This window comes from Vreelandella sp. DA03-1M, assembly GCF_055725665.1.
On sequence record NZ_CM146798.1, the window covers coordinates 86,240 to 110,205 of the forward strand.

Annotated in this window: 18 protein-coding genes, 2 rRNA genes and 1 pseudogene; 9 read left to right on the forward strand and 12 right to left on the reverse strand. The window is 55.2% G+C overall.

Translation table 11 applies throughout. From position 1 onward, the window contains the following. Nucleotides 1–48 precede the first annotated feature (48 nt). Nucleotides 49–2,958: ribosomal RNA gene (locus tag ACXUPB_RS00375) — 23S ribosomal RNA — on the forward strand. A gap of 180 nt (nucleotides 2,959–3,138) precedes the next feature. Next, a 5S ribosomal RNA gene (rrf, locus tag ACXUPB_RS00380) occupies nucleotides 3,139–3,254 on the forward strand. Between the two features lie 159 nt (nucleotides 3,255–3,413). Here rrf and ACXUPB_RS00385 read toward each other — a convergent pair. Both ACXUPB_RS00385 and ACXUPB_RS00390 read right to left on the reverse strand, forming a co-directional pair. Further along, nucleotides 3,414–4,154 carry an SDR family NAD(P)-dependent oxidoreductase gene (locus tag ACXUPB_RS00385; RefSeq protein WP_472954794.1) on the reverse strand — a complete coding sequence of 247 codons (741 nt, stop codon included), beginning with the start codon at nucleotides 4,152–4,154 and terminating at the stop codon, nucleotides 3,414–3,416. Between the two features lie 223 nt (nucleotides 4,155–4,377). Continuing rightward, nucleotides 4,378–4,998 (reverse strand): hypothetical protein, encoded by a 621-nt coding sequence (locus ACXUPB_RS00390; protein ID WP_035563940.1) that lies wholly within the window; start codon nucleotides 4,996–4,998, stop codon nucleotides 4,378–4,380. 215 nt (nucleotides 4,999–5,213) lie between these two features. Here ACXUPB_RS00390 and ACXUPB_RS00395 point away from each other — a divergent pair, with 215 nt between their 5' ends. Further along, complete coding sequence (locus ACXUPB_RS00395; protein WP_472954795.1) at nucleotides 5,214–7,325, forward strand: adenosylcobalamin-dependent ribonucleoside-diphosphate reductase; 2,112 nt, start codon at nucleotides 5,214–5,216, stop codon at nucleotides 7,323–7,325. Nucleotides 7,326–7,400: 75 nt separating this feature from the next. Continuing rightward, nucleotides 7,401–8,186 (forward strand): hypothetical protein, encoded by a 786-nt coding sequence (locus ACXUPB_RS00400; RefSeq protein WP_035563946.1) that lies wholly within the window; start codon nucleotides 7,401–7,403, stop codon nucleotides 8,184–8,186. Nucleotides 8,187–8,270: 84 nt separating this feature from the next. On the opposite strand, the gene ACXUPB_RS00405 is transcribed toward ACXUPB_RS00400, so the two are convergent. Beyond that, a complete protein-coding gene (locus tag ACXUPB_RS00405; RefSeq protein ID WP_472954796.1) occupies nucleotides 8,271–9,014 on the reverse strand; it encodes a Crp/Fnr family transcriptional regulator in 744 nt (247 codons plus the stop codon). 161 nt (nucleotides 9,015–9,175) lie between these two features. Beyond that, entirely contained in the window at nucleotides 9,176–12,022 is a 2,847-nt protein-coding gene (gene uvrA / locus ACXUPB_RS00410; protein ID WP_472954798.1) for an excinuclease ABC subunit UvrA, read from the reverse strand. A 204-nt stretch (nucleotides 12,023–12,226) separates the two neighbouring features. Here uvrA and ACXUPB_RS00415 point away from each other — a divergent pair, with 204 nt between their 5' ends. From ACXUPB_RS00415 to ACXUPB_RS00430, 4 genes are all read left to right on the forward strand, one after another. Further along, nucleotides 12,227–13,606, forward strand: coding sequence for an MFS transporter (locus tag ACXUPB_RS00415; RefSeq protein ID WP_176303418.1), 1,380 nt, complete (start codon nucleotides 12,227–12,229; stop codon nucleotides 13,604–13,606). Between the two features lie 73 nt (nucleotides 13,607–13,679). Then, nucleotides 13,680–14,309 (forward strand): single-stranded DNA-binding protein, encoded by a 630-nt coding sequence (locus ACXUPB_RS00420; protein ID WP_472954799.1) that lies wholly within the window; start codon nucleotides 13,680–13,682, stop codon nucleotides 14,307–14,309. Between the two features lie 53 nt (nucleotides 14,310–14,362). After that, the gene (locus ACXUPB_RS00425) at nucleotides 14,363–15,253 is read left to right on the forward strand and encodes a sugar nucleotide-binding protein (protein WP_472954801.1); all 891 of its coding nucleotides are present in this window, start codon (nucleotides 14,363–14,365) and stop codon (nucleotides 15,251–15,253) included. Beyond that, nucleotides 15,250–15,990, forward strand: coding sequence for a lysophospholipid acyltransferase family protein (locus ACXUPB_RS00430; RefSeq protein WP_035563964.1), 741 nt, complete (start codon nucleotides 15,250–15,252; stop codon nucleotides 15,988–15,990). Before ACXUPB_RS00425 ends, ACXUPB_RS00430 begins: the two co-directional genes overlap by 4 nt. Before the next feature lie 91 nt (nucleotides 15,991–16,081). Here the strand turns inward: ACXUPB_RS00430 and fabB are convergent, their stop codons facing one another. After that, nucleotides 16,082–17,299, reverse strand: a complete 1,218-nt coding sequence (fabB, locus tag ACXUPB_RS00435; protein WP_035563967.1) for a beta-ketoacyl-ACP synthase I — start codon at nucleotides 17,297–17,299, stop codon at nucleotides 16,082–16,084. A 13-nt stretch (nucleotides 17,300–17,312) separates the two neighbouring features. Then, nucleotides 17,313–17,828: a 3-hydroxyacyl-[acyl-carrier-protein] dehydratase FabA gene (gene fabA, locus ACXUPB_RS00440; RefSeq protein ID WP_008959204.1), complete on the reverse strand. Its 516-nt coding sequence runs from the start codon at nucleotides 17,826–17,828 to the stop codon at nucleotides 17,313–17,315. A 198-nt stretch (nucleotides 17,829–18,026) separates the two neighbouring features. Between fabA and ACXUPB_RS00445 the strand changes: the two are divergent. Then, nucleotides 18,027–18,760: pseudogene (locus ACXUPB_RS00445) on the forward strand (putative bifunctional diguanylate cyclase/phosphodiesterase); the annotation flags it as partial. On the opposite strand, the gene ACXUPB_RS00450 reads toward ACXUPB_RS00445, so the two are convergent. The 6 genes from ACXUPB_RS00450 to ACXUPB_RS00475 are packed head-to-tail and all read right to left on the reverse strand — an operon-like array spanning nucleotide 18,757 to nucleotide 23,910. Further along, complete coding sequence (locus ACXUPB_RS00450; RefSeq protein WP_472954804.1) at nucleotides 18,757–19,251, reverse strand: DUF2878 domain-containing protein; 495 nt, start codon at nucleotides 19,249–19,251, stop codon at nucleotides 18,757–18,759. The pseudogene ACXUPB_RS00445 and the gene ACXUPB_RS00450 sit on opposite strands and share 4 nt — an antisense overlap. Further along, nucleotides 19,252–20,520, reverse strand: a complete 1,269-nt coding sequence (locus ACXUPB_RS00455; protein ID WP_472954805.1) for a class I SAM-dependent methyltransferase — start codon at nucleotides 20,518–20,520, stop codon at nucleotides 19,252–19,254. It abuts the gene before it with no gap. Beyond that, complete coding sequence (locus ACXUPB_RS00460; protein ID WP_472954807.1) at nucleotides 20,517–21,284, reverse strand: DUF1365 domain-containing protein; 768 nt, start codon at nucleotides 21,282–21,284, stop codon at nucleotides 20,517–20,519. Before ACXUPB_RS00460 ends, ACXUPB_RS00455 begins: the two co-directional genes overlap by 4 nt. Further along, the gene (locus ACXUPB_RS00465) at nucleotides 21,281–22,660 is read right to left on the reverse strand and encodes an NAD(P)/FAD-dependent oxidoreductase (protein WP_035563978.1); all 1,380 of its coding nucleotides are present in this window, start codon (nucleotides 22,658–22,660) and stop codon (nucleotides 21,281–21,283) included. Before ACXUPB_RS00465 ends, ACXUPB_RS00460 begins: the two co-directional genes overlap by 4 nt. Continuing rightward, nucleotides 22,657–23,442 (reverse strand): SDR family NAD(P)-dependent oxidoreductase, encoded by a 786-nt coding sequence (locus ACXUPB_RS00470; RefSeq protein ID WP_472954809.1) that lies wholly within the window; start codon nucleotides 23,440–23,442, stop codon nucleotides 22,657–22,659. The genes ACXUPB_RS00465 and ACXUPB_RS00470 overlap by 4 nt, the downstream gene beginning before the upstream one ends. 36 nt (nucleotides 23,443–23,478) lie before the next feature. After that, a complete protein-coding gene (locus tag ACXUPB_RS00475) occupies nucleotides 23,479–23,910 on the reverse strand; it encodes a nuclear transport factor 2 family protein (RefSeq protein ID WP_335597985.1) in 432 nt (143 codons plus the stop codon). Between the last annotated feature and the right edge of the window lie 56 nt (nucleotides 23,911–23,966).

Here is a 23,966-nt window from a genome sequence, read left to right on the forward strand (position 1 = left end):
CAAAATGAAACGTGATCATTGCGACATCCAGACTCCTTCGGGTTATAGGGTCAAGCAATGAAGCGCACACGGTGGATGCCTAGGCAGCCAGAGGCGATGAAAGACGTGGTAGCCTGCGATAAGGCTCGGTGAGGTGGCAACAACCTGTGACCCGGGCATTTCTGAATGGGGAAACCCACTCATCATAAGATGAGTATCGTGCACTGAATACATAGGTGTACGAGGCGAACCAGGGGAACTGAAACATCTAAGTACCCTGAGGAAAAGAAATCAACCGAGATTCCCCTAGTAGCGGCGAGCGAACGGGGACCAGCCCTTAAGCATGTGACTGATTAGGCGAACAGATTGGGAAGTCTGGCCGTAGCGGGTGATAGCCCCGTAGTCGAAAATCTGATCATGTGAAATCGAGTAGGTCGGGGCACGAGAAACCTTGACTGAAGACGGGGGGACCATCCTCCAAGGCTAAATACTCCTGGCTGACCGATAGTGAACCAGTACCGTGAGGGAAAGGCGAAAAGAACCCCGGAGAGGGGAGTGAAATAGATCCTGAAACCGTGTGCGTACAAGCAGTCGGAGCCCACTTGTTGGGTGACGGCGTACCTTTTGTATAATGGGTCAGCGACTTATATTCAGTGGCGAGGTTAACCGTATAGGGGAGCCGTAGGGAAACCGAGTCTTAACTGGGCGACACAGTCGCTGGATATAGACCCGAAACCGAGCGATCTATCCATGAGCAGGGTGAAGGTTGAGTAACATCAACTGGAGGCCCGAACCAGGATCTGTTGAAAAAGATTTGGATGACTTGTGGATCGGAGTGAAAGGCTAATCAAGCTCGGAGATAGCTGGTTCTCCTCGAAAGCTATTTAGGTAGCGCCTCACGTAGTACCGCCGGGGGTAGAGCACTGTTTCGGCTAGGGGGTCATCCCGACTTACCAACCCGAGGCAAACTCCGAATACCGGTGAGTAACGCGTGGGAGACACACGGCGGGTGCTAACGTCCGTCGTGAAAAGGGAAACAACCCAGACCGTCAGCTAAGGTCCCGAAATCCTGGTTAAGTGGGAAACGATGTGGGAAGGCTCAGACAGCTAGGAGGTTGGCTTAGAAGCAGCCATCCTTTAAAGAAAGCGTAATAGCTCACTAGTCGAGTCGGCCTGCGCGGAAGATGTAACGGGGCTAAACCAGGTACCGAAGCTACGGGTGAGTTTCTATTTCGATAGGAATTCGCGGTAGAGGAGCGTCGTGTACGCCAATGAAGGTGGATTGAGAAGTCTGCTGGAGGTATCACGAGTGCGAATGCTGACATGAGTAACGATAAAGGGTGTGAAAAACACCCTCGCCGGAAGACCAAGGGTTTCTGTTCGACGCTAATCGGAGCAGAGTGAGTCGGCCCCTAAGGCGAGGCCGAAAGGCGTAGTCGATGGGAAACGGGTCAATATTCCCGTACCGGACATGGTTGCGATGGGGGGACGAAGAAGGCTAGGTGAGCCAGGCGTTGGTTGTCCTGGTGAAAGTGAGTAGGCTGAGGGTTTAGGTAAATCCGGACCCTTAAGGCCGAGACACGAGATGAACTGACCACGGTCAGGAAGTCACTGATGCCACGCTTCCAGGAAAAGCCTCTAAGCTTCAGATCATGTGCGACCGTACCCCAAACCGACACAGGTGGTCAGGGAGAGAATCCCAAGGCGCTTGAGAGAACTCGGGTGAAGGAACTAGGCAAAATGGTGCCGTAACTTCGGGAGAAGGCACGCCGGCGTAGGGTGATGAGACTTGCTCTCTAAGCCCGAACCGGTCGAAGATACCAGGTGGCTGCAACTGTTTATTAAAAACACAGCACTCTGCTAACGCGCAAGCGGACGTATAGGGTGTGACGCCTGCCCGGTGCCGGAAGGTTAAATGATGGTGTTAGCCCCTCTCTTGTAGAGGGCGCGAAGCTCTTGATTGAAGCCCCGGTAAACGGCGGCCGTAACTATAACGGTCCTAAGGTAGCGAAATTCCTTGTCGGGTAAGTTCCGACCTGCACGAATGGCGTAATGATGGCCACGCTGTCTCCACCCGAGACTCAGTGAAATTGAAATCGCCGTGAAGATGCGGTGTACCCGCGGCTAGACGGAAAGACCCCGTGAACCTTTACTATAGCTTCACACTGGACGCTGATGTTGCCTGTGTAGGATAGCTGGGAGGCTTTGAACTCTGGACGCCAGTTCGGAGGGAGCCAACCTTGAAATACCAGCCTGGCATCATTGGCGTTCTCACTCAGGTCCGTTATCCGGATCGAGGACAGTGTGTGGTGGGTAGTTTGACTGGGGCGGTCTCCTCCTAAAGAGTAACGGAGGAGCACGAAGGTACCCTCAGCACGGTCGGACATCGTGCATTGAGTGCAAGAGCATAAGGGTGCTTGACTGCGAGACAGACACGTCGAGCAGGTGCGAAAGCAGGTTCTAGTGATCCGGTGGTTCTGTATGGAAGGGCCATCGCTCAACGGATAAAAGGTACTCCGGGGATAACAGGCTGATACCGCCCAAGAGTTCACATCGACGGCGGTGTTTGGCACCTCGATGTCGGCTCATCACATCCTGGGGCTGAAGTCGGTCCCAAGGGTATGGCTGTTCGCCATTTAAAGTGGTACGCGAGCTGGGTTTAGAACGTCGTGAGACAGTTCGGTCCCTATCTGCCGTGGGCGTTGGATGTTTGAGAAGGGCTGCTCCTAGTACGAGAGGACCGGAGTGGACGACCCTCTGGTGTTCCGGTTGTCACGCCAGTGGCATTGCCGGGTAGCTATGGTCGGACGGGATAACCGCTGAAAGCATCTAAGCGGGAAGCCCCCTTCAAGATGAGACATCCCTGAGGCCTAGAGCCTCCTGAAGGGCCCAGCGAGACCAGCTGGTTGATAGGCACGGTGTGGAAGCACTGCAAGGTGTTGAGCTAACGTGTACTAATGGCCCGTGAGGCTTGACCCTATAACACCCAAGGGGTCTGGTCGTGATGATGACGTTAAGGTTGAGAGATCAACAGAAAGCCGGATATGCAGCGTGTGGCCCAAGCAACAGAATGCCAGGGCGGCAGGCAGTAAGACGCTCACAAATGAGTGAATAACGATCTCGTTATTAACGAGTCAGCATGATATACCGCCAGTTACGCCTGACGACCATAGCACGCGTGAACCACCTGATCCCTTGCCGAACTCAGCAGTGAAACCGCTTAGCGCCGATGGTAGTGTGGGGTCTCCCCATGCGAGAGTAGGTCATCGTCAGGCACCTATACCGCAGAAAACCCAGCCATCCGGCTGGGTTTTTTGTTTGCCTGGAAGAAAAACACGGCCATGCCTCCGGCCTCTGTCATGGCGAGGAGTGCAGCAACGCGGCCATCTCGGTGTTCGGTGGTACTTTGAAAGTGCCGATATTGAAAAGCAAAACTACCAATCGATCGGTTGACCGTTCCAATCCCAAAAGGTACCGCTATCATCAGGCGTTCGCTGAGCGATGACTGCTAGCAACTTCTCTGCTACAAATGCAGACGTGAAGAGCTTCTCGTTAGGCACCCTTGCTTGAAAAGGTTTAGAGAGCGCTGTATCGGTGGTGCCAGGGTGCAGGCATAAAACGGTGCATTGTTTGTTAAGCCGCTTGAGCTCTATTGATGCCGTCTTAAGCAGCATGTTATGGGCTGCTTTGCTGGCACGATAGCTGTACCAGCCGCCTAGCCGATTGTCCTCGATAGAGCCTACTCGCGCCGAAAGGCTGGCGATCACTGAAGGGTGTACACCTTTGAAAGAGTCTTGTAGTGCCGCTAGAAGTAATATCGGCGTAAATGCATTGATGTTCATTGTCTGTGTCAAATTTTCAACACTAAGCTGATCTAGGCGCTTTTCAGGCAGCAGCTGTTGCGCTTTATTATGAAGAATGCCGATGGCATTGAAAAAGAAGTGGATAGGCTGGGCAGCCAGCTCTTTCTTAAGCGCATACCTACCCTGTTCTTGGGAAACATCAAGCATTAGGTAAGTAAGGCGGGGATCGACAATTCGTGGTTGTTGGCGGCTTACCGCGATAATGTGGCCGACCTGAGAGGAAGAGAGTAACTGCTTAATGATGGCAGCGCCGATTCCTCCCGATGCACCGACCACCAGCGCTGTATAATGATGAGGCAGTAAGTTGAACATAAGAGGCCATTGCTATCATGCAAGTAAAGGCTTTCATTGAAGCGTTATCTAGAAAGCTTGTCGAGAGATTAGATTATTAGCCGAGGACTCCTCATTTTCCTGAGCTTCTTCCCTAGGCTTGATTTGCAATGCTCAATATTTTGGGGCTGCGGGTTTCTCTTTACCTCTTAAGACATATATTTACCCCGTTACTGAAAGATGATGTGCTGCCAGATAGAGAATATTAGTGCGTAGTATATTCGGCGCCTTTACATTCAGCCAGCATCCGGTTAATTGCCGCGTCGGCGCCTTGCAGGCTAAAGGTCATATACCAAGGCTCGCGCTCTTCCTGGTCAAAACCGAGAAACAACTGCTCGCCCTGGCGCATGTCGTCCATCAGCGCCGCCAAGTCGCTTAAGTAAAAGTGGGCATAAAAACCGTCGTCGCCGCGTTCGGTAATAAATTCCGCCATGGTATCAATCACGGGCTGCTCATCAATGCGTAGCCTGGCGGGTACTAAGTTCACCGCACGGCTCTCACCTTGCTGCTGCTCAAGCGTCACGCGCATCTCCAGCCAGGGTAAATCACAAACGCCTGCGGTGGCGTTCAGGCTTAGGGTGGCATCAGAATAGCTGTGAGTTTCTATCGCCCGGTAGTGTCGTTCACCCCCCAATGACAGTGTCATCGACTGCCAGTGTTCGTGGGTGGCCACGTCGTCGGTATTAAATGTTGCTGCGCTAGCCATGGATGTTGCGACCATCAATGAGATGACCATTGCCGCCATAACGAACATAGGGGCTAACATAGCGATTAGTGTTGACGAGTGGAAACGCAGGGCGACCGTCGCCGTGATGATGTGAGCCATGTAACCAAAATCCCTAGACGAGTAACCGGAAAAAACAGTCTATAGCGTGTTTGATATTGTCAAAAGAGTAACGCGCTGATTTTTCTATATATGGTAGAGAATAGTTAAAAAAGTGCCTCATATGGTGGAAAGTCAAGTCTATACTTCACTCCGATGCCACGTATAATCGCCCATTTGAGCGCTATATTCACCCCGTTGTGAAGGAGTTTTGCGACATGAGCACCGCTGCTAAGGCTATCAAGACCTCTAATGACGTCCCGATGCAGGCCCCCTCGCGGGAGATCTGGGATGCCAAGTACCGCCTCAAGGATCGTCATAGCCAGCCCGTCGACCAAGATGTCGGTGCTACATTTGAGCGTGTTGCACGCGCCCTTGCAGCGGTGGAAGGAGACAAGGCAGAAGAGTGGTTGCCGAAATTCCGCTGGGCGCTGGAACATGGAGCTATCCCTGCCGGTCGCATCCTTTCTAATGCGGGCGCAGAGGCTTACAAGCCAGCGGTAAGCCTGATCAACTGCACCGTCTCACGCACCATTCGTGACTCCATGCGCGATATTCTCGATTCCGTCGTGGATGCGGGCATGACGCTAAAGTCAGGGGCGGGTATCGGCTACGACTTCTCGACACTGCGCTACAAAGGCGCATTTGTGTTTGGTGCTGGCGCAGGCACCAATGGTCCGCTGGCGTTTATGGATATCTACGACAAGATGTGTTTCACCGTGGCTTCTGCCGGTGGCCGCCGTGGCGCCCAGATGGGTACCTTCGATGTAGGCCACCCGGATGTGCGCGAATTTATCCAGGCGAAGCGCGAAGCGGGGCGCTTGCGTCAGTTTAATCTTAGCTTGCTGATCACTGATGAGTTTATGGAAGCGGTCAAAAACAATACCGATTGGCCGCTCGCCTTTCCGCTGCATCCCGGTGAGAAAGAGGACGTTAAAGCGGAAGACCTGCTCTATCGTGACTGGCCGGTAGTGGAAGAGGGCTACACGGTGGATGCCGAAGGCCGTGTCGCCTGCCGTATTGTGGAAGTGATCAAAGCGCGCGAATTATGGGACACCATCATGTCCTCCACCTATGACTACGCCGAGCCAGGTTTCATACTGATCGACCAAGTCAACCGCATGAACAATAACTGGTTCTGTGAGGATATCCGCGCCACCAACCCCTGTGGCGAGCAGCCGCTGCCGCCAGAGGGTGCCTGCCTGCTGGGCTCCGTCAATCTGACTAAGTTCGTGATCGATCCCTTCGGCGCCGAACCGCGCTTTGACTGGGAGCGTTACCGTAAGGTCGTCGCCATCTTTACCCGCATGCTCGATAACGTGGTGGAAATTGCTGGTCTGCCGCTGCCGCAGCAGCAGCGTGAAATTGAGGCCAAGCGCCGCCACGGCATGGGCTTTTTGGGCCTGGGGTCGACGCTTACTATGCTCAAAATCCCTTATGGCTCGAAGCAGTCACTGGTATTCACCGATGAAGTGAGCCGTCACTTGGCGATTGAGGGCTGGAAGCAGGCGCTGGAACTCTCTAAAGAGAAAGGCATGGCGCCGGTGCTTGAGCAGGAGCACACCATTACCCCCAAGATGCTGCGCGAGCGCCCACAACTGGCCAAAGATGGTTATGAAGTGGGCGATCAAGTACCGGGGCGTATTCTGCATGCCCGTTACAGCCAGTACATGGCCCAAGTGGCCGAGCTTGAGCCCGAACTGGTCGCACAGCTGGCCGAGTATGGCGCACGCTTTACTCACCACAGTTCGATCGCGCCGACCGGCACGATCAGCCTGTCGATGGGTAACAACGCCTCCAACGGTATCGAGCCTTCCTTCTCGCACCGCTATTTCCGCAATATTATCCAATCGGGTAAGAAGACCAAAGAGCAGGTCGAAGTAGTCTCCTTTGAGCTTGCCGCCTACCGTCACTTTATCGCCGCCGACGCGGTAGATAGCGACCTGCCTGACTACTTTGTGACCGCCGATGCGATCTCACCCGAGCAGCACGTCGCCGTTCAGGCCGCCGCCCAGCACTGGGTGGATTCAGCGATCTCGAAAACGGTTAATGTGCCTACTGAGTTCCCGTTTGAGCAGTTCCAAAACCTCTATTTGCAGGCCTATGAAAGCCGCTTAAAAGGCTGCACAACCTTCCGTTTTAACCCAGAAGCCTTCCAGGGCGTGCTGGTGCGTGAGGATGATCTTAAAAACACAACTTACGTATTTGAGCTGGAAAATGGCGAAACCCTCGAACTGACCGGGGATGAAAAGGTGGTTTACGACGGCGAAGAACATAACGCTGCCAACCTGTTTGATGGCTTAAAAGAGGGCACCTACGGCAAATGGTAGCGGCGGGGGCTGCGCCCTTGCTAGCAGCGTCCATGTAAAGAACCGCCCGATTACCTTTGCTAAGTGGAGAACACCATGGCTGTAGAAATTACCTCAAAAATCGTTGGTTACCGGATCAAGCAGCAGGAGCAGGCCGCGCCCGTTCCTGAGCTACAGGATGAAAGCCCGCTGACGGTGCGGATTCCGTCACGCCCGGAAGGCACCCTAGAAGCCGTATCAGAGAAGATTTCGTACGTGGGCGCGGAAGGTCGCAAGAAAGTCTATCTGCTGGTGTCGTTTATGCCGGTGGAAGGCGTGATTGGCGGTAAACGCGTGGTGATTGAGCGCCCGGTAGAGTTCTTTTTCCCGTCGGGCCAGCTCTCCAGCGAGCACCAGTGGATCACCGCCACCATGCGCAGCCTCTCGCTGGCGGCCCGCGGTGGTTACGTGACTCAGGCAGTGGCGGATTTGCGCAAAGTGGCATGGGACAAAGGCTTAGTGCGCTGCGGTATGAACCGCTGGAAAAAGCCGATGTTTCACGATTCAGAGGTCGCTGCGATTGCTTGGTCGATACAGCAGATTCTTTATCGTCGCGGTTTCCTGGATCGGGATGGCAATCAAGTCCCGGCTGAACAGCTGGTTGAGCGCTATGCCCACCGCATGACCCATGGCCATGCTTGGCAGCCGGATGAGGAGGCGGGCGATGCGCCCGTTGAAGCGGGTGCGGTAGAGCCGATCGGTGAAAAGGCTACTGCGGGAAAAAAGCCTGAAGGCAGCGCCCCGGCCATAGTGGGTAACTGCCCTGAGTGCCGCGGCGAGCTCATCATGATGGATGGTTGCCCAACCTGCTATGCGGGGTGTGGCTGGTCCAAATGCGGTTAATGTGCTGTCGCCTCAGCGGCTGACGGCGTAACAACACTACCGCGTGCTTTATAGCACGCGGTTTTTTTGTGCTGATCGCCTAATTTATGCAGTATCACCGAATAGGGGGCGGACGTTGTCGGTGAGATAACAGTCATCAAATTGGCCTTCGGCGCATAACGCCGCTAAATCCGGAATGGTGAGGTGGTGACGATCACGGAATACCAACTCGCTTTCACTGAGTGCGGTAAACGTTCGGCTCACGTGAACGGGGCTAAGGCCAAGTACATCGGCCAACTGTTCTTGAGAGAGAGGCAGGCGAAACTGATTGCTAATATCGGGATTAGTTTGGCGTAGCCGCAAATACATCTCGTAGAGAAAATGCGCCATTTTCTGGCGGGCACTGCGTCTTGCCAAAGTGACCAGCCGCTCTGTCATCAGCGCCTGTTGGCGACTACCAATAGCAAACATCACCGATGTAAGGGGAAGCGACTGACGGAAAATATCCAGCATACGTTTATGCGGGAAGTGGCAAACCACGCCATCATCAATCATGCGCACATTCTCTAGGCGCTCGGAGAACGCAAACTCGCGCAGACCAATAATGTCACCCGGTAAAAACACTTCCAGAATCTGCCGATCACCATTTTCTAAGTGGCGGTAGGAGAAGGCCCAGCCGCTCTTGAGCGTGCAGAACTCATTGGCCGCATCGCCCATTTCCCATAGGATCGTGCCGGATTTTATATTGGTTGGACTCTCTTCAAGCGAGAGAAGCAACGTTTTTTCTTCCTTCGTCAACGAGCAATAGTGACTGAAGTGCTTGATAATACAGCTTTTTTCTTCGTTCATGGCCTGTCCCTCTAAGAGAGGTTTACTTAATATAACTAACTATTAGCTGCTCGTCACAATACACAATAGGGCTGCGTACTGCGTTGTTCAATGCGTGAGGTAGCGGGCTTCTTTAGTTAGGGGCGCGTGCGCGCGCCCACCTTCGAAAAAAGACCTAAAGGTTAGCGCTTGGTTGCTCGTTTACCACGCGCTAGCAGTGGTGCTAAGAAATGCCCGGTATGTGAGACTTTCTGTTTTGCGAGCTGTTCCGGTGTCCCTTCAGCAATAATCTGCCCGCCACCTGAGCCCCCTTCGGGCCCGAGATCGACAATCCAATCGGCCGTTTTGATCACATCCAGATTGTGCTCAATCACTACGATAGTATTGCCATGATCACGCAGGCGATGCAGCACCGTCAGCAGTTGACGAATATCTTCAAAATGCAGGCCGGTGGTTGGCTCATCGAGAATATACAGCGTTTTGCCGGTATCGCGCTTGGCTAACTCACGGGCGAGTTTCACCCGCTGCGCTTCGCCACCCGACAGGGTAGTAGCACTCTGCCCCAGGCGGATGTAGGAAAGTCCCACGTCGAGCAAGGTTTGCAAGCGACGGGCAATAGCGGGCACCGGGCTAAAGAATTCCAGTGCGTCTTCCACGGTCATGGTCAGCACTTCGTGGATCGTTTTGCCTTTGTAGTGAATATCCAGCGTTTCACGGTTATAGCGCTTGCCCTTACAGACGTCGCAGGGCACGTAGATATCCGGCAGAAAGTGCATCTCCACCTTGATCATGCCTTCCCCCTGGCACGCCTCGCAGCGCCCGCCTTTCACGTTAAAGCTGAAACGGCCGGGCTTGTAGCCCCGCGAACGCGCTTCCTGGGTGCCCGCAAACAGCTCGCGGATCGGTGTGAAAATACCGGTATAGGTAGCCGGGTTGGAGCGCGGCGTTCGCCCAATGGGACTCTGATCAATATCGATCACTTTATCGAGCTGATCGAGCCCTTCGATTTTTTCATAAGGCGCGGCGGTCAGCGTGGTCGCGCGGTTTAGCTCGCGAGCCGCAATCGGCATTAGCGTGCCGTTTATCAACGTCGATTTACCCGAGCCGGAAACGCCGGTAATGGCGATAAACAGTCCCAGCGGCAACGTTAGCGTCACGTCCTGCAGGTTATTGCCGGTGGCGCCGCGTAGCACTAATTGCTTTTCTGGGTTGCCGGGAATGCGGTAGGGCGGTACAGCGATTTCCCGTGTGCCGGAAAGATACTGGCCGGTCAGCGAATTGGCGTTATCCATTATGTCCTGGGGCGTGCCCTGAGCGACGATTTCACCGCCATGCACGCCTGCACCGGGGCCGATATCCAGCACGTGGTCGGCGGCACGAATAGCATCTTCATCGTGCTCTACCACAATCACGGTATTGCCCAAATCGCGCAGCCGCTCAAGGGTTTTCAACAGCCGGTCATTATCGCGCTGGTGCAAGCCAATCGACGGCTCATCAAGAATGTACATGACCCCAACCAGGCCTGCGCCTATCTGGCTGGCCAGGCGAATACGCTGGGCCTCGCCGCCAGAAAGCGTATCGGCGCTGCGCTCCAGGTTGAGGTAATCCAGCCCCACATTGACCAGGAACTCTAGTCGGGCGTGAATTTCATGAACGATTTTATCGGCAATTTCGCCTTTACGGCCGGGTAAGGTTAGATCGGCAAAGTAGCGCCACGCCTCGCCAATCGGGAAACGGACGATGTCGGCGATATTGTGGTCATCCACATAAACATGGCGCGACTCTTTGCGCAGCCGCGAGCCATTACAGGTGGCGCAGGGCTGTACCGCGATGTATTTGACCAGGTCATCGCGCACCATGTTGGATTCGGTTTCCCGATAGCGGCGTTGCATATTAGGCAGCACGCCCTCAAAGGCGTGTTCGCGGGTTACTTTACGGCCGCGGTCGCCCACGTAGACAAACGGAATCTGCTCGTCGCCGCTGCCGTTTAAGATAACCTCTCGTTCATGGCGGGCAAGCTCTTGCCAAGGTGTTTCCAACTCAAAGCGGTAGTGCTTGGCCAGCGCCTGGAGCTGGGTAAAGTAGTAAATATTGCGTCGATCCCAGCCTTTGATGACGCCTTCGGCAAGCGAAAGCTCTGGGTGGCTGATCAGCTTGTCCGGGTCGAAGTACTGCTGAACGCCCAGCCCATCGCAGGTGGGGCAGGCGCCCGCCGGGTTGTTGAACGAGAACATGCGTGGCTCAAGTTCTGCCAGCGAGTAGCCACATACCGGGCAGGCAAAGCGTGACGAAAAAGCAATATCGTCGCGCTCACCGTCCATAAAGTGAATCATGGCGGTGCCGTCGGCGAGGTTCAGCGCGGTTTCAAAGGACTCCGCCAAACGTTGGGCGAGATCATCGCGTACCTTAAAGCGGTCAACGACGACGCTGATATCGTGTTTTTTGCGCTTATCCAGCGGTGCGATGTCGTCCAGCTCCAGCACCTGACCATCGACCAGTGCGCGTACGAAACCCTGGGCACGCAGTTCTGCTATTAACTGTAGGTGCTCGCCTTTGCGGCCTTTGACCACCGGTGCCAACAGCATCAGCTTGGTGCCTTCGGCAAGATTCATGACCTGATCGACCATCTGCGAGACCGTCTGAGCTTCAAGGTCTTCGCCGTGCTCGGGGCAGCGGGGCGTGCCTGCGCGGGCGAATAGCAGGCGCAGGTAGTCGTAAATTTCGGTGATGGTGCCCACGGTCGAGCGTGGGTTGTGGGAGGTGGACTTCTGCTCAATGGAGATCGCAGGTGACAGCCCTTCGATGTGATCTACATCGGGCTTTTCCATCATCGACAGGAACTGGCGCGCATAAGTGGAGAGCGATTCCACGTAGCGGCGCTGCCCCTCGGCGTACAGGGTGTCGAACGCTAAAGACGATTTACCCGAGCCGGAGAGGCCGGTAATCACAATCAGCTTGTTACGGGGCAGTTCCACATCGATCTGCTTGAGGTTGTGGGTGCGGGCACCCCTGACCAGAATGCTGTCCATCAACACCTCGAATCGCGCGGCAAAAGCGTGATTATACGTTTGTCTGACCCCTCCCGGCAAAACCGCTTTGATAACCTGCGTCAACTCGCGACGTTTCCAGCGACCGCCCAAACCGCTAGAATAGGGGTTTATCGCAAGCCGTTACGCTTACTCATCACATGCTTATCCACCAGATAGTTATTTTTCATCACACACAAGGGCATTATGCGCAAGGTTTCCGCACTGTTGCTGGCCTCTGAACGTCGTGCGATCAGTGGTTTGGCCGGGCTCTACGCATCGCGCATGCTGGGCCTATTTATGGTGCTGCCCGTGCTGGCGCTCTATGCCGATACGTTGGCGGGGGCGACGCCTCTGCTGGTGGGCGTCGCACTGGGCATCTATGGGTTGACCCAGGCGACGCTGCAAATTCCGTTTGGCCTACTCTCTGATCGCATTGGCCGCAAGCGAGTGATTGCCATGGGGCTGGTCATTTTTGCACTCGGCAGCGTAGTCGCGGCGCTCTCCGATAGCATTGCCGGTGTAATCGCCGGGCGAGCGTTGCAGGGTGGAGGTGCCGTGGCTGCGGCGATTATGGCGCTGCTGGCGGATCAAACCCGTGAGGAGATTCGCACCGCCGCTATGGCCACCATTGGGCTTTCGATTGGCGTGTCGTTTGCCATCGCCATGGTATTGGGTCCATGGCTTGCCGCTTGGGCGGGGCTGGCTGGCGTGTTCTGGTTTACTGCCTTACTGACGCTGGTAGGGTTGCTGGTACTGTGGCGTTGGGTGCCTGCCGCGCCACGACGGCGGCGCCACCGTGATGTAGGCATGGATCGCCAGCAGTTTAAAAGCGTGATCACCCGCCCCGATCTATGGCGGCTGGATTTATCGATTTTTGCTCTGCATCTAGTGCTGATGGCGATATTTGTGGCGGTCCCGTTTCGCTTGCTAAATGCTGGCGTGGCGATTGAGTATCACGGGCTGGCGTATCTTGGCATTATGGCGTTATCGTTTGTGGCGATGGTGCCGCTGATTATTGTGGCCGAGAAGCAACAGCGCATGCGTTTGATGTGCCTGGGGGCGATCGGCGCTATTGTGGTTAGCTTAGCGGGGTTAGGGTTGCCATTATCGCCAGGTTATTGGCTATTTGTCTGGCTGTTTGTGTTCTTCACGGGCTTTAACTTGCTGGAAGCGACGCTACCTTCCATGCTCAGTAAGCTGGCCCCGGCGGGCGCGAAAGGGACTGCCATGGGCGTGTATTCCACTAGTCAATTTTTAGGTGCTTTTTTAGGCGGTACACTAGGCGGTTTACTGGCGCATTATGGCGGCCTCAACGCGGTCTTTATTGGCTGTGCTGGGCTTGCGCTATGCTGGTGGATCGCCATGTGGCGGATGCCTTCACCACCACCGCTCTCCAGCGAAGTGGTGGCGCTGCACGAAACCCAGGCAGACGCGCTCGACCTGTTGATGGAACATTTAGCCGATGTGGTCGGCGTAGAAGACGTCATGGTGGTGCCGGAAGAGCGTTTGGTCTATTTAAAGGTGAATCGTCAGCAGCTTGATCAGGCAGCGTTAACTCGGCTGATGGCGCCACCCAAATCTTAATCCAGTCCGGCCGATAAAAGCGTGACGGCGGTTGGCAATAAACTCTACATGACAGCTATTAAAGGAGCGCCTTATGGCTCGCGGCATTAACAAGGTCATTTTGATTGGCAACCTCGGGCAGGATCCAGAGGTGCGTTTCACCCCCAGCGGCACCGCCGTGGCCAATTTAAACCTGGCCACCACCGATACCTGGATGGATCGCCAGAGCGGTCAGCGCCAGGAGCGTACCGAATGGCACCGCGTGGTAATGTTCAATAAAACCGCCGAAATTGCCCAGCAGTACCTGAAAAAAGGCTCCAAAGTCTATATTGAAGGGCGTCTGCAAACCCGCAAATGGCAGGATCAGAACGGTCAGGATCGCTATTCGACAGAGATTGTCGCCAACGATATGCAGATGCTTGATGGTCGCAGCGGTGATTTCCAAGGCGCTGGCGCTGGGCAAAACAGCTATCCCCAGAACGCTCCTCAGAATGCGCCCCAAAACGCGCCGGCCCCCAATAGCCAAGGTGGCGGTTACCCACAGCAGGGTGGCGCACCTCAGGGCGGAAACTACCCTGACGGGCAGAACCCACAACAGCCTCGCCCCGTGCAGCCAGCGTCGCAGCAGGGCAACCAAGCACCGCCGCCCAACCAGCAGAACAGCAGCTACGGTGCGCCTGACCCGGGTAATTTCGACGACTTTGACGATGAGATACCCTTTTAAGTGCACTATTCACCCAATAGTGTAGTGCTGAGCGTGAGTAAGGGGAAAGCGTCTTGAAATTGCTAATATTGGATGCCGGACACTGCTTAAGCTTGGCACTGGCCCGGGAAGCAAGTCGTCGCGCCGATACAGAATTAGTTATTGAACAAGGGACGACCATTACACCGTCGCGCCTTGCAGCGATTGCGCCTGACGCTGTGGTTATTCCACCGTTGGCACATCCCTTAAATATGGCGCCAGCAGATGTCACTGCTCATGCGGATGCAGTCGATATCTGCTTAGATGCTTGCCTATCTGAAAATGTAGCGTTGGTATGGTGTGTGTCTGATCAGCTCTACGAGGATGGCCTGGAAGTCCCTATTGATGAGCATGTAGTGCCTGCACCACGAGACGACAGCCTGCGCCGTCTGGTACAAACCGGCGACCGTATACGGGCGGAGTATCAGCGGCATCTGATTGTGCGTCTAGGCCCGCTGTTTGCTTTGGAAGGTAGTCATGCGTGGCTCAATGACATCATCGGTAACTTAGTACTCGGGAAGCCAGTGCGGGCAGCAGAAGACGTGATCTTTTGCCCGACATCGGCAGATGCCGTCGCCATGGCGCTGATTGGCATGCTGCAGCAGCAGGCCAGCGGAGCGGGTGCGTGGGGCGCCTATCATCTCGCTGGCACCGAGCCGGTCAGCGCTTTTACCTTTACCTCCATGGTGCGGACCCAGCTGTTAACCCATCTTGAAGGCCGCGGTGAGCAGATTACTCTCGGTGAGGTGCAGCCGCTTAAACACCATCATGATGCCAAGCTTCGGCGCGTCTTAAATTGTCGCCGTGTGTTAGATGTCTTTGGTGTCCATCAAAAGCCATGGCGGTTAGAGGCTGGGCGTATGTTGGATACGTGGTGTTTAATCCGTGAGAATAATCGTGTCAGCGATACAGGAGCATCGGCTTGATAAATGTGGTTCGCAGCCTGGTATTTTATGCCGGCTATTTTTTTGCCATGCTGATGATTGGCATTCTGTTTTTACCCATTGCGCCGTTTCTTCCTCTCTCTGGCCGCTACCGCTTACTCAATCTGTACAACTACTTTTTGATGGTGTGGTTTCGTATCGCTTGTGGCGTCCGCTATGACATTCAAGGGCGTGAAAATCTACCCAGCGGCCCCTGTGTCATTCAAGCCAATCACCAGTGTGAGTGGGAAACGGTATTTCTGCAGGTGATGAAGCCGCCTGTGTGTACCGTACTGAAGCGAGAGTTACTGCGCCTGCCCATCTTCGGTTGGGGATTACGTTTGCTACGCCCGATCAGCTTGGACCGCTCTAAACCGGCGCGGGCGATGAAGCAAGTGCTTACGCAAGGCGTAGAACGCCTTGGTACCGGCTTGTCGGTACTGATTTTTCCAGAAGGAACGCGGGTGGACCCAGGCGTTCGCAAACGCTATAACAAAAGCGGCAGCGTAGTGGCGTGTCGTGCGGGGGTGCCGGTATTGCCGGTAGCTCACAACGCTGGCGAGCGTTGGCCAGGGCGCCACTGGGTTAAGCGGCCAGGCGTACTGCGGGTGCGTATTGGTAAGCCTATTGAGACGGCAGGGCGCATGCCCGATGAAGTGCTCGCAGAAGTGGAAGTGTGGATCGAAGCGCAGTTACAGGAAATTTCTGATGTGCCGCGGCCTACCACTCGTCAAAGCTGACGCTATATACCGAGCTAGTTAGACTATTAAGCAACAATGGCGCCCACTGGGCGCCATTGTTGTCTTTAGCATGCCTGTTGTCTTATCAGCGTTAATCGTTAAAGCGTTGGAAGACTAAACATGCATTAGTGCCGCCAAAGCCGAAGCTATTAGACAAGGCTCGCTCTATTGTCACGTTATCTCGACGTTTAGTGACAATATCAAAGCCGTCGGCCTGCTCATCCAAGTTGGCGATATTCGCCGATGCAGCGACAAAGTTATGTTGCATCATCAGCAGCGAATAGATCGCTTCCTGTACACCGGTAGCGCCCAGGGAGTGACCGGTCAGCGATTTGGTTGAGCTCATCGCGGGTGTCGTATTACCAAACACTTTACGTATTGCTTTTAGCTCGGCCACATCACCCACCGGGGTAGAGGTACCGTGAGTATTAATGTAATCGATCTTACCCTCTACGGTAGCCATTGCCTGATGCATGCAGCGCATAGCGCCTTCGCCTGAAGGCGCCACCATATCGTAGCCGTCAGAGGTGGCGCCGTAGCCAACTAACTCGCCGTAGATCTTGGCACCACGCGCTTTAGCGTGCTCAAGCTCTTCCAACACCAGCATGCCGCCACCGCCTGCAATCACGAAACCGTCGCGGGCGTTGTCATAAGGGCGCGAGGCTTGCTCTGGCGTATCGTTATAGTGCGTTGAGAGCGCGCCCATGGCATCAAACAGGCAGGAGAGTGTCCAGTGCTCCTCTTCTCCACCACCAGCAAACACTACATCCTGCTTATTAAGCTGAATTTGCTCCATCGCGCTACCAATGCAGTGCGCTGAGGTAGCACAAGCAGAGGAGATGGAGTAATTCACACCCTTAATTTTAAAGGGTGTCGCCAAACAGGCGGAAACAGTACTGCCCATTGTCCGCGTCACACGATAAGGGCCAACGCGACGCAGGCCTTTTTCACGCAGTACGTCGGCAGCTTCAACTTGGTTAGCGCTTGAAGCACCGCCGGAGCCAGCAATAAGCCCTGTTCTCTCGTTGGAGACCTGCTCCTCAGAGAGCCCCGCGTCTTCAATGGCCTGGGCCATTGAAACATAGGCGTAGGCAGCTGCATCGCCCATAAAGCGGCGCAGTTTGCGGTCGATGAGTGCGTCAAGATCGATATCGACGCTGCCAGCCACATGGCTACGGAAGCCACGCTCGGCGTACTCTTCCTTAAAACGAATACCGCTACGCCCAGTTTTGAGCGCGTCCAGGACCTGTCGTTGGTCGTTGCCAAGGCACGATACGATGCCAAGGCCGGTGACTACCACTCGTCGCATGGGAGCCTCCTGTTCAGAAATTCGCAGTGGAGGTAAATAGGCCAACACGCAGATCATTAGCCTGATAAATGTCGCGTCCGTCGACGGATACTGTGCCATCGGCGATACCCAAGATGAGTCGTCGGGTAATAATACGCTTAATATTAATACTATAGGTCACTTTTTGTGCATCCGGCAGGATCTGCCCGCTGAACTTGACCTCGCCACAGCCGAGTGCACGTCCGCGCCCCGGGTGGCCTAGCCAGCCCAAATAGAAGCCGACTAGCTGCCACATGGCATCTAGACCTAAACACCCAGGCATAACAGGGTCTCCAGGGAAGTGGCAGTCAAAGAACCACAAGTTAGAGCTGATATCCAGCTCGGCGATCAATTCGCCCTTGCCATGCTCTCCGCCTTCTTCATGAATGTGCTTAATGCGATCAAGCATCAGCATATTAGGCGCTGGGAGCTGTGCATTACCGGGGCCGAATAGCTCGCCGCGTGAGCAGGCCAGCAGTTCTTCGCGATCAAAGGAGTGTTGCTTGGTCACTGAATCGTTCCGAATATCAAAATGGTTGTTTGGCTAGTCTACTTCCCGAAACCGCTGAATGCACGTAACTGGCTATTTATCGCTTATATCTGAAGATTTTAGCGGTTTGGCTGATAGCACAATAGTAGAAAACTTTATTCAAAAGCTGTCGTTCATGCACAATAAATGTCGCATTACCGTAATATAGAGTATCCAAGTAGTGATTTACGCGCCGCGCTTATTTCCGGTGACCAGTTGGAACTGCATTATCAAACCCAGCATGAGCCCGCTAGCGGCGAGCTGGTGGGTATGGAAGCACTGCTGCGCTGGCGCCATCTCAAGGCTGGCATGATTTCCCCCGGCGACTTTATTCCGTTGGCCGAGCGGCACGGTCTAATAAGCCAGCTGGGCACCTGGGTGATCGAAAAAGCCGACGATATGGGTCAATATTTCGGCCCTGCAGCTCTTTCAAGACGACCTGGAAAGCCAGTTGACGACTTGCCTAAAGCGTTATCAGTTGAAACCATCGCAAATTGGTTTAGAGCTGACTGAGTCGGTGCTGCTTGACGAACGTGCTGGCGATATGGGGCCACGCCTTCAGGCGCTGCGCGACCAAGGCTTTGCGATTGCCATCGATGACTTTGGGACAGGCTATTCGTCGCTCGGTTATTTGAAGCGCTTGCCGGTAGACAAAATTAAACTCGACCGGGCGTTTATTAAGGAGTTGCCACATGATCAAGCGGATGCCTCGATCGTGAAGGCGGTCTTAGCAATGGCGGAAGGCATGGGGCTAGGAGTGATAGCAGAAGGCGTAGAAACCAAAGAGCAGGGTCAGTTTTGGCGGATCCGGGTGTACGTCCATACAAGGTTTCTACTTTGCCAGACCGCTAACCGCTGCGGAATTGGAAATGCGTTTGGTGCCTGAGCCAGCCATTGCCTCTGCTGTTTCTTAATGCTTATAAAAACGGCTGATGCCCACACATAGGGCCGCCCATATCAGCCCCTGGGCTGGCAGTAGCCAAGGGGCAAGCGTCACCTCCGCGAGTAGCGCGCCGCCGTAATAGGAGAGTGGGCCGCTGACAGCGCCACACAGCGCGGCTAGTAGCGGATAACGCCACAGCCACGCCAGCGAGTGATAGACTAGGGTGGCAAACAGCGGCCATAGCATCCACAGCCAGAGTGGCAAGAGCCCCAGCACTAGCGCTTGATCGTTAAACTCAAAGCCGCCCAGCCGCTGCAAGCCACCATCAATCACCAGCCCGAGCAGCGCAAACCCGGCGATAAAGCGCCACTCTCCAGGCAGGGCGCAGCGCCATAGGTGCCAGGCTAGCAAGCCTCCGCCCGCCAGCGCGGCAACGCTTGAACCACCTACTACGCATAGCAGCCAGCCAGCTTCAAAACGCAGGGCATTGAACAGCAGCGCCTGCCACTTGCGTGATGCCATTTAGAGCGCGCCGGTGAGCGGTATGGGTTTCGCCGCTGGTTTCGCCAGCAGTAGATGGCAGGTACCGATAGAGCGCTCGATGAAGCCGCCTTCGCAGTAGCATAAATAGTAGCGCCACATACGGATAAAGCGCTCGTCATACCCTAGCGTGCGTACCTGCTCCAAGCTTGCTTCAAAGCGGTGGCGCCACTCACGCAGAGTGCGGGCATAATGCGGGCCTATTTCATCCAGCGCGACCACGTTCAGCGATGTTTTGCGCATTACGCTGCTTAACATGGCATGGTGCGAGGGTAGAAAGCCGCCAGGAAAGATGTAGCGCTTGATAAAATCCATATCGCGTTTAGCGTCTTCAAAGCGCTGGTCGCGGATGGTGATGGCTTGCAGCATGGCCTGCCCATCGTCAGTTAACAGGCTATCCAGCTTGTTGAGGTAGGTATCGAGATACTGGTGCCCCACGGCCTCGATCATCTCGACCGAAATAAGCCGGTCGTAGCGGCCGGTTAATTCACGGTAATCCTGCTTGAGCAGGGTAATTCTGTCTTCCAGCCCCTCTGCTTTGATGCGCTGAGCAGTATGAGCGTGCTGTTCATCGGAAATGGTCGTGGTGGTGACACGGCAACCACGAGTTTTCGCCGCATGAAGCGCCAGACCACCCCAGCCGGTGCCAATCTCTAACAGGTGATGTTCTGGCCGGACATCAAGCTTTTCAAGCATCAAATCCAGTTTGTAGGTTGAGGCCTCTTCCAGACTAGCTTCTGGGTAGGGGAAAACGGCGCTGGAGTACATCCAGTGGTGGCGATCCAAAAACGTCGAAAACAGGTCGTTACCAATATCGTAGTGGGCGGCAATGTTGCGCTTAGAGCCGCTTAGGCTGTTGCGCTGAAAGCGGTAGGCGGCACCCAATAGCCAACGGGCCAAGCGGGCACTGCCGTTCTCCATTTTGGTATTAACCTGTTCCAGGTTGGCGGCAAACAGACGGACCAGGGCGACCAAGTCGTCGGCATCCCAGTCACCGTCCATATAAGATTCGGCAGCGCCGACGGTACCGCCGAAGGCCAGCCGCTTCCAGGCGCGCGAGTGGCGGATTACTACGGTTACCTGCAGCGGTCCTCCCTGGCCTAAGTGGTGGCACTGGTCGCCTTCAATGAGGGTAATACGACCACCGCGAAAGGTATCCAATTGGGCCACTAGGCGCGGTTTAAGCCACTTGGTTAAGCGGTCTTGGGCAACAGGTTGAATATTTGGCGGCGTAGAACGCAGGGTCGTCACTTTGAAGTCTCCTTGCGCTGCTTGGGGTGGTTATAAACGGGGACGCGCTTCAGCCACAGGCGTAGCGCTTCAAAATGAATGCCCGCGATGGTTTTCAGGCTCATCCATGGCTGGCGAGCCAAGGTTGTTAGCAATACACCGCGGGTGGCGGGTGAGGCATCAAGGGTTAATGTGGCATCAAAGTGGCATTGCTGATCCTGCCAATTTTCCATATGCAAAAAGAGCGTTTCGCCGGGGGCGTTAAATTTCCAGCGATAGGTCATTTCCATGGGGTTGAAAGGCGAAACGTGGAGGTCTTTGTCGAAACGGGCTTGGTGGCTGTGACGTGAAGGGTCCACCGCGCTGGCGTAACGGGTACGCTCACGCCAAGGCATATTGGTGACTTCGCTCAATACGGCTGCCAATCTACCCAAATGGTCGTAGGCGTAGTAAACGGAGATAGGATTAAACATGCAGCCCAGCGTGCGCAGTTGGGTGAGCACACAAATCCGCCCCGTGGGGGCGCTGCCTAATTGACGAACAAGCTCTTCGCGCACGGCGGTTTTTAGCGGGCGATCCACCGGGCCTAGGTAATCCTCCCGCCGAAAACGCGCCAGGGCAGGCCTGCGGGCGCTAAAGCCGGGCACCTTGTCGAACAGATCGGGCAGCTCGTCCAGATCCAGCCACGCCATCCATACCTGATAGCTGAATGTGTGGGGCTTGGGCGTGAAGCGGCGGTGGCGCAGGGTGCCACGGTAGATACGCGAACGTGGTGCGGAAATCATCCCAGTCCCTCGACACCTTGCGGTGTCAGCAGCTCATGAGCCGGCAGCGCCAGCGGTTCCGCGGGAGGCGTGGCAGCCTCGTCACAGCCCAAGGCCTGGGCGACGCGCAGGGCGCTCCACACCCCGTCTTCGTGGAAACCGTTGCGCCAATAGGCACCGCAAAAATGCGTACGATGCGCTATCGACGATATCTCTGCGTGGCGCGCCTGCGCCGCCTGGCCCGCCAAGGTGAACTGAGGGTGCGCGTAGGTATAACGCCCCAGCACTTTATTGGGGTCGATGCTGTCGCTGTCGTTCAGGGTCACGCAAAACGTAGTGTCACTCTCTATCCGTTGAAGGATATTCATGTCGTAAGTAACCGAGACTCGTGCCTCGCTATCTCGCTGATCCAGGCGGTAATTCCAGCTCGCCCAGGCACGTTTGCGCCGCGGCAGCAGCGAGGTGTCGGTATGCAGCACCACCTCGTTATCCTGATACGGCATGGCGCCGAGCACTGCTTTCTCGTCTGCACTGGCGTCACCTAGCATCGCCAAGGCTTGGTCGGCGTGGCAGGCGAGCACCACCTGGTCAAAGTGCTGGCTGCCAGCCGGTGTGGTAATCGTAACGCCAGCACGCTCTCCAGCACGTTCGCGGGTAATCTTGGTGACCGGCGTATTGAGGTGAATGCGCGACGCGTAGGGGGCCGTTAGGTTAGGGATATAGCTTTTCGAACCGCCCATCAGGGTGTACCACTGGGGGCGGTGATTAACTGATAGCAGGCCGTGATTGCGGAAAAAACGCACAAAAAACGCCAGCGGAAAGGCGCGTAAATCGTTGATGCTGGCCGACCAAATGGCGGCTCCCATGGGCAGTAAGTAACGCTGCTGGAAATCGCGGTTGTAGTGGTGGCGGTCTAGGTATTCCCCTAGGGTCATCTGTTCGGGTAGTTCGTTGCGGTCAAGCGCTTTAGTGGCCTGCTTGTTAAAACGCAGGATATCGCGGAGCAGACGATAAAAAGAGGGATTAAATAAATTGCGTCGTTGGGCAAACAGTGACCCTAACGTGTGCCCGTTGTACTCAAAGTCCCTTGCCGTTTCATGCACCGAGAAACTCATCTCGGTGGCTTGTGAGGCAACGCTCAGGGTCGCCATCAAGCGCTGAAAGTGCGGATAGGTCCAGTCGTTAAAGACAATAAAGCCGGTGTCGATCGCATACGTCTGCCCTTTTACGTCCACATCCATCGTGGCGGTATGGCCACCCAGCCGCGAATCCGACTCGAACAATGTGACTTCATGCTGAGCGGAAAGGTACCAGCCAGCGGCCATGCCGCTAATACCGCTGCCGACAATGGCAATACGCTGAGATGCCCCAGCACTATTTGATACCACGGTACTCATGACGATTCCTTTTGGGCGCGGGTCATGCGCAGGCCAATCTGACGGCGCAAGGCAGGAGGCAAAATGCCCAGCAATTTGACCAGATAGGTGAACCGGCGTGGGAAATGGATATCCAGCCGACCCTTTACCAAGCCTGCGATAATGGCATCGGCCGCTTGCTCAGCGGTGACCTGCATGGGCATCGGAAAGTCGTTTCGCTCGGTGAGTGGCGTTTTCACAAAGCCGGGGTGGATAAGGCTGACATCAATGCCTTCCTGATCAAGGTCTAAGCGCAGCGATTCCAGGAAGTAGCTGACGGCGGCTTTAGAAGCGCCATAGGCTTCTGCGCGGGGTAGCGGTAAATAGGCCGACGCGCTGGAGGTGGCCGCTAGCCGGGCGGGCAAACCCTGCTGCCGTGCTGCCCGTAGCAGCGGCAGAGCGGCTTCGACACCGTACAAAGTGCCAAATAAGTTGGGCTTAAAAACGCGCTCGACTAAATCCATATCGAACTGCTGGGCGTTCAGGTATTCGCAAGTGCCAGCATTGAATAACGCTAAATCTAATGCCCCCAGGCGCTCGGCAATGGCCTCGCCAGCGTTAAGCACGGCTTGGCGGTCACTAACATCTAGCGGGAGCGGATGGGCATTGGGGTGGCCTTGGCACAGCGCTTCAAGGGTCTCAGCGTTGCGGGCGCTGAGTACTACCTGGTGGCCTTGGGCGATAAATTTACGGGCAAGCGTTTCACCAATGCCGGACGTGGCACCGGTTAACCAAATACGTTGGGGCGTTTCCCATGTGCTCATTAAGCCTCCTCGTACGCCCCGCCGTGATGTTACTGCTTAGGCAAGACGTTTTTTTAACCAGCGAATGGCGCTTCCCATCAGCGGTAAATGTTCGTAAAGCATGGCGCCAGCATCAAAATAATCGCGATGACGCTCAACGCGCCCATCGGCGGCGAAGGTGAGTGCGCTACAGCCTTCGACCTTGACAGCCTGGCCACCTGCCAATCTGGGATGAATAAACGTCATGGTCCAGGTTACAAACGCTTGCTGACCCTGTAACTGCCGAGTGTGGTAAGTGAAGTGGCACTGCTCGACATTTTCATACATGGCTGAAAAATAGCGCGCTAATGCTTCGCGACCTTCAATATGGTGCAGCGGGTCACTAAAAATTATATTTTCAGTATATACCTCGTATAGCTTTTCTGTACAGGTATTGTCTAGTTTGTTGAAAAAGGCGCAGAACGCCTCCAGCGCCGCAGGCTCAGCCATAACGGTCTCCTTGATTAGCTTTGCAACTATAATGGCTTAAGGAAACGGGGACAGAA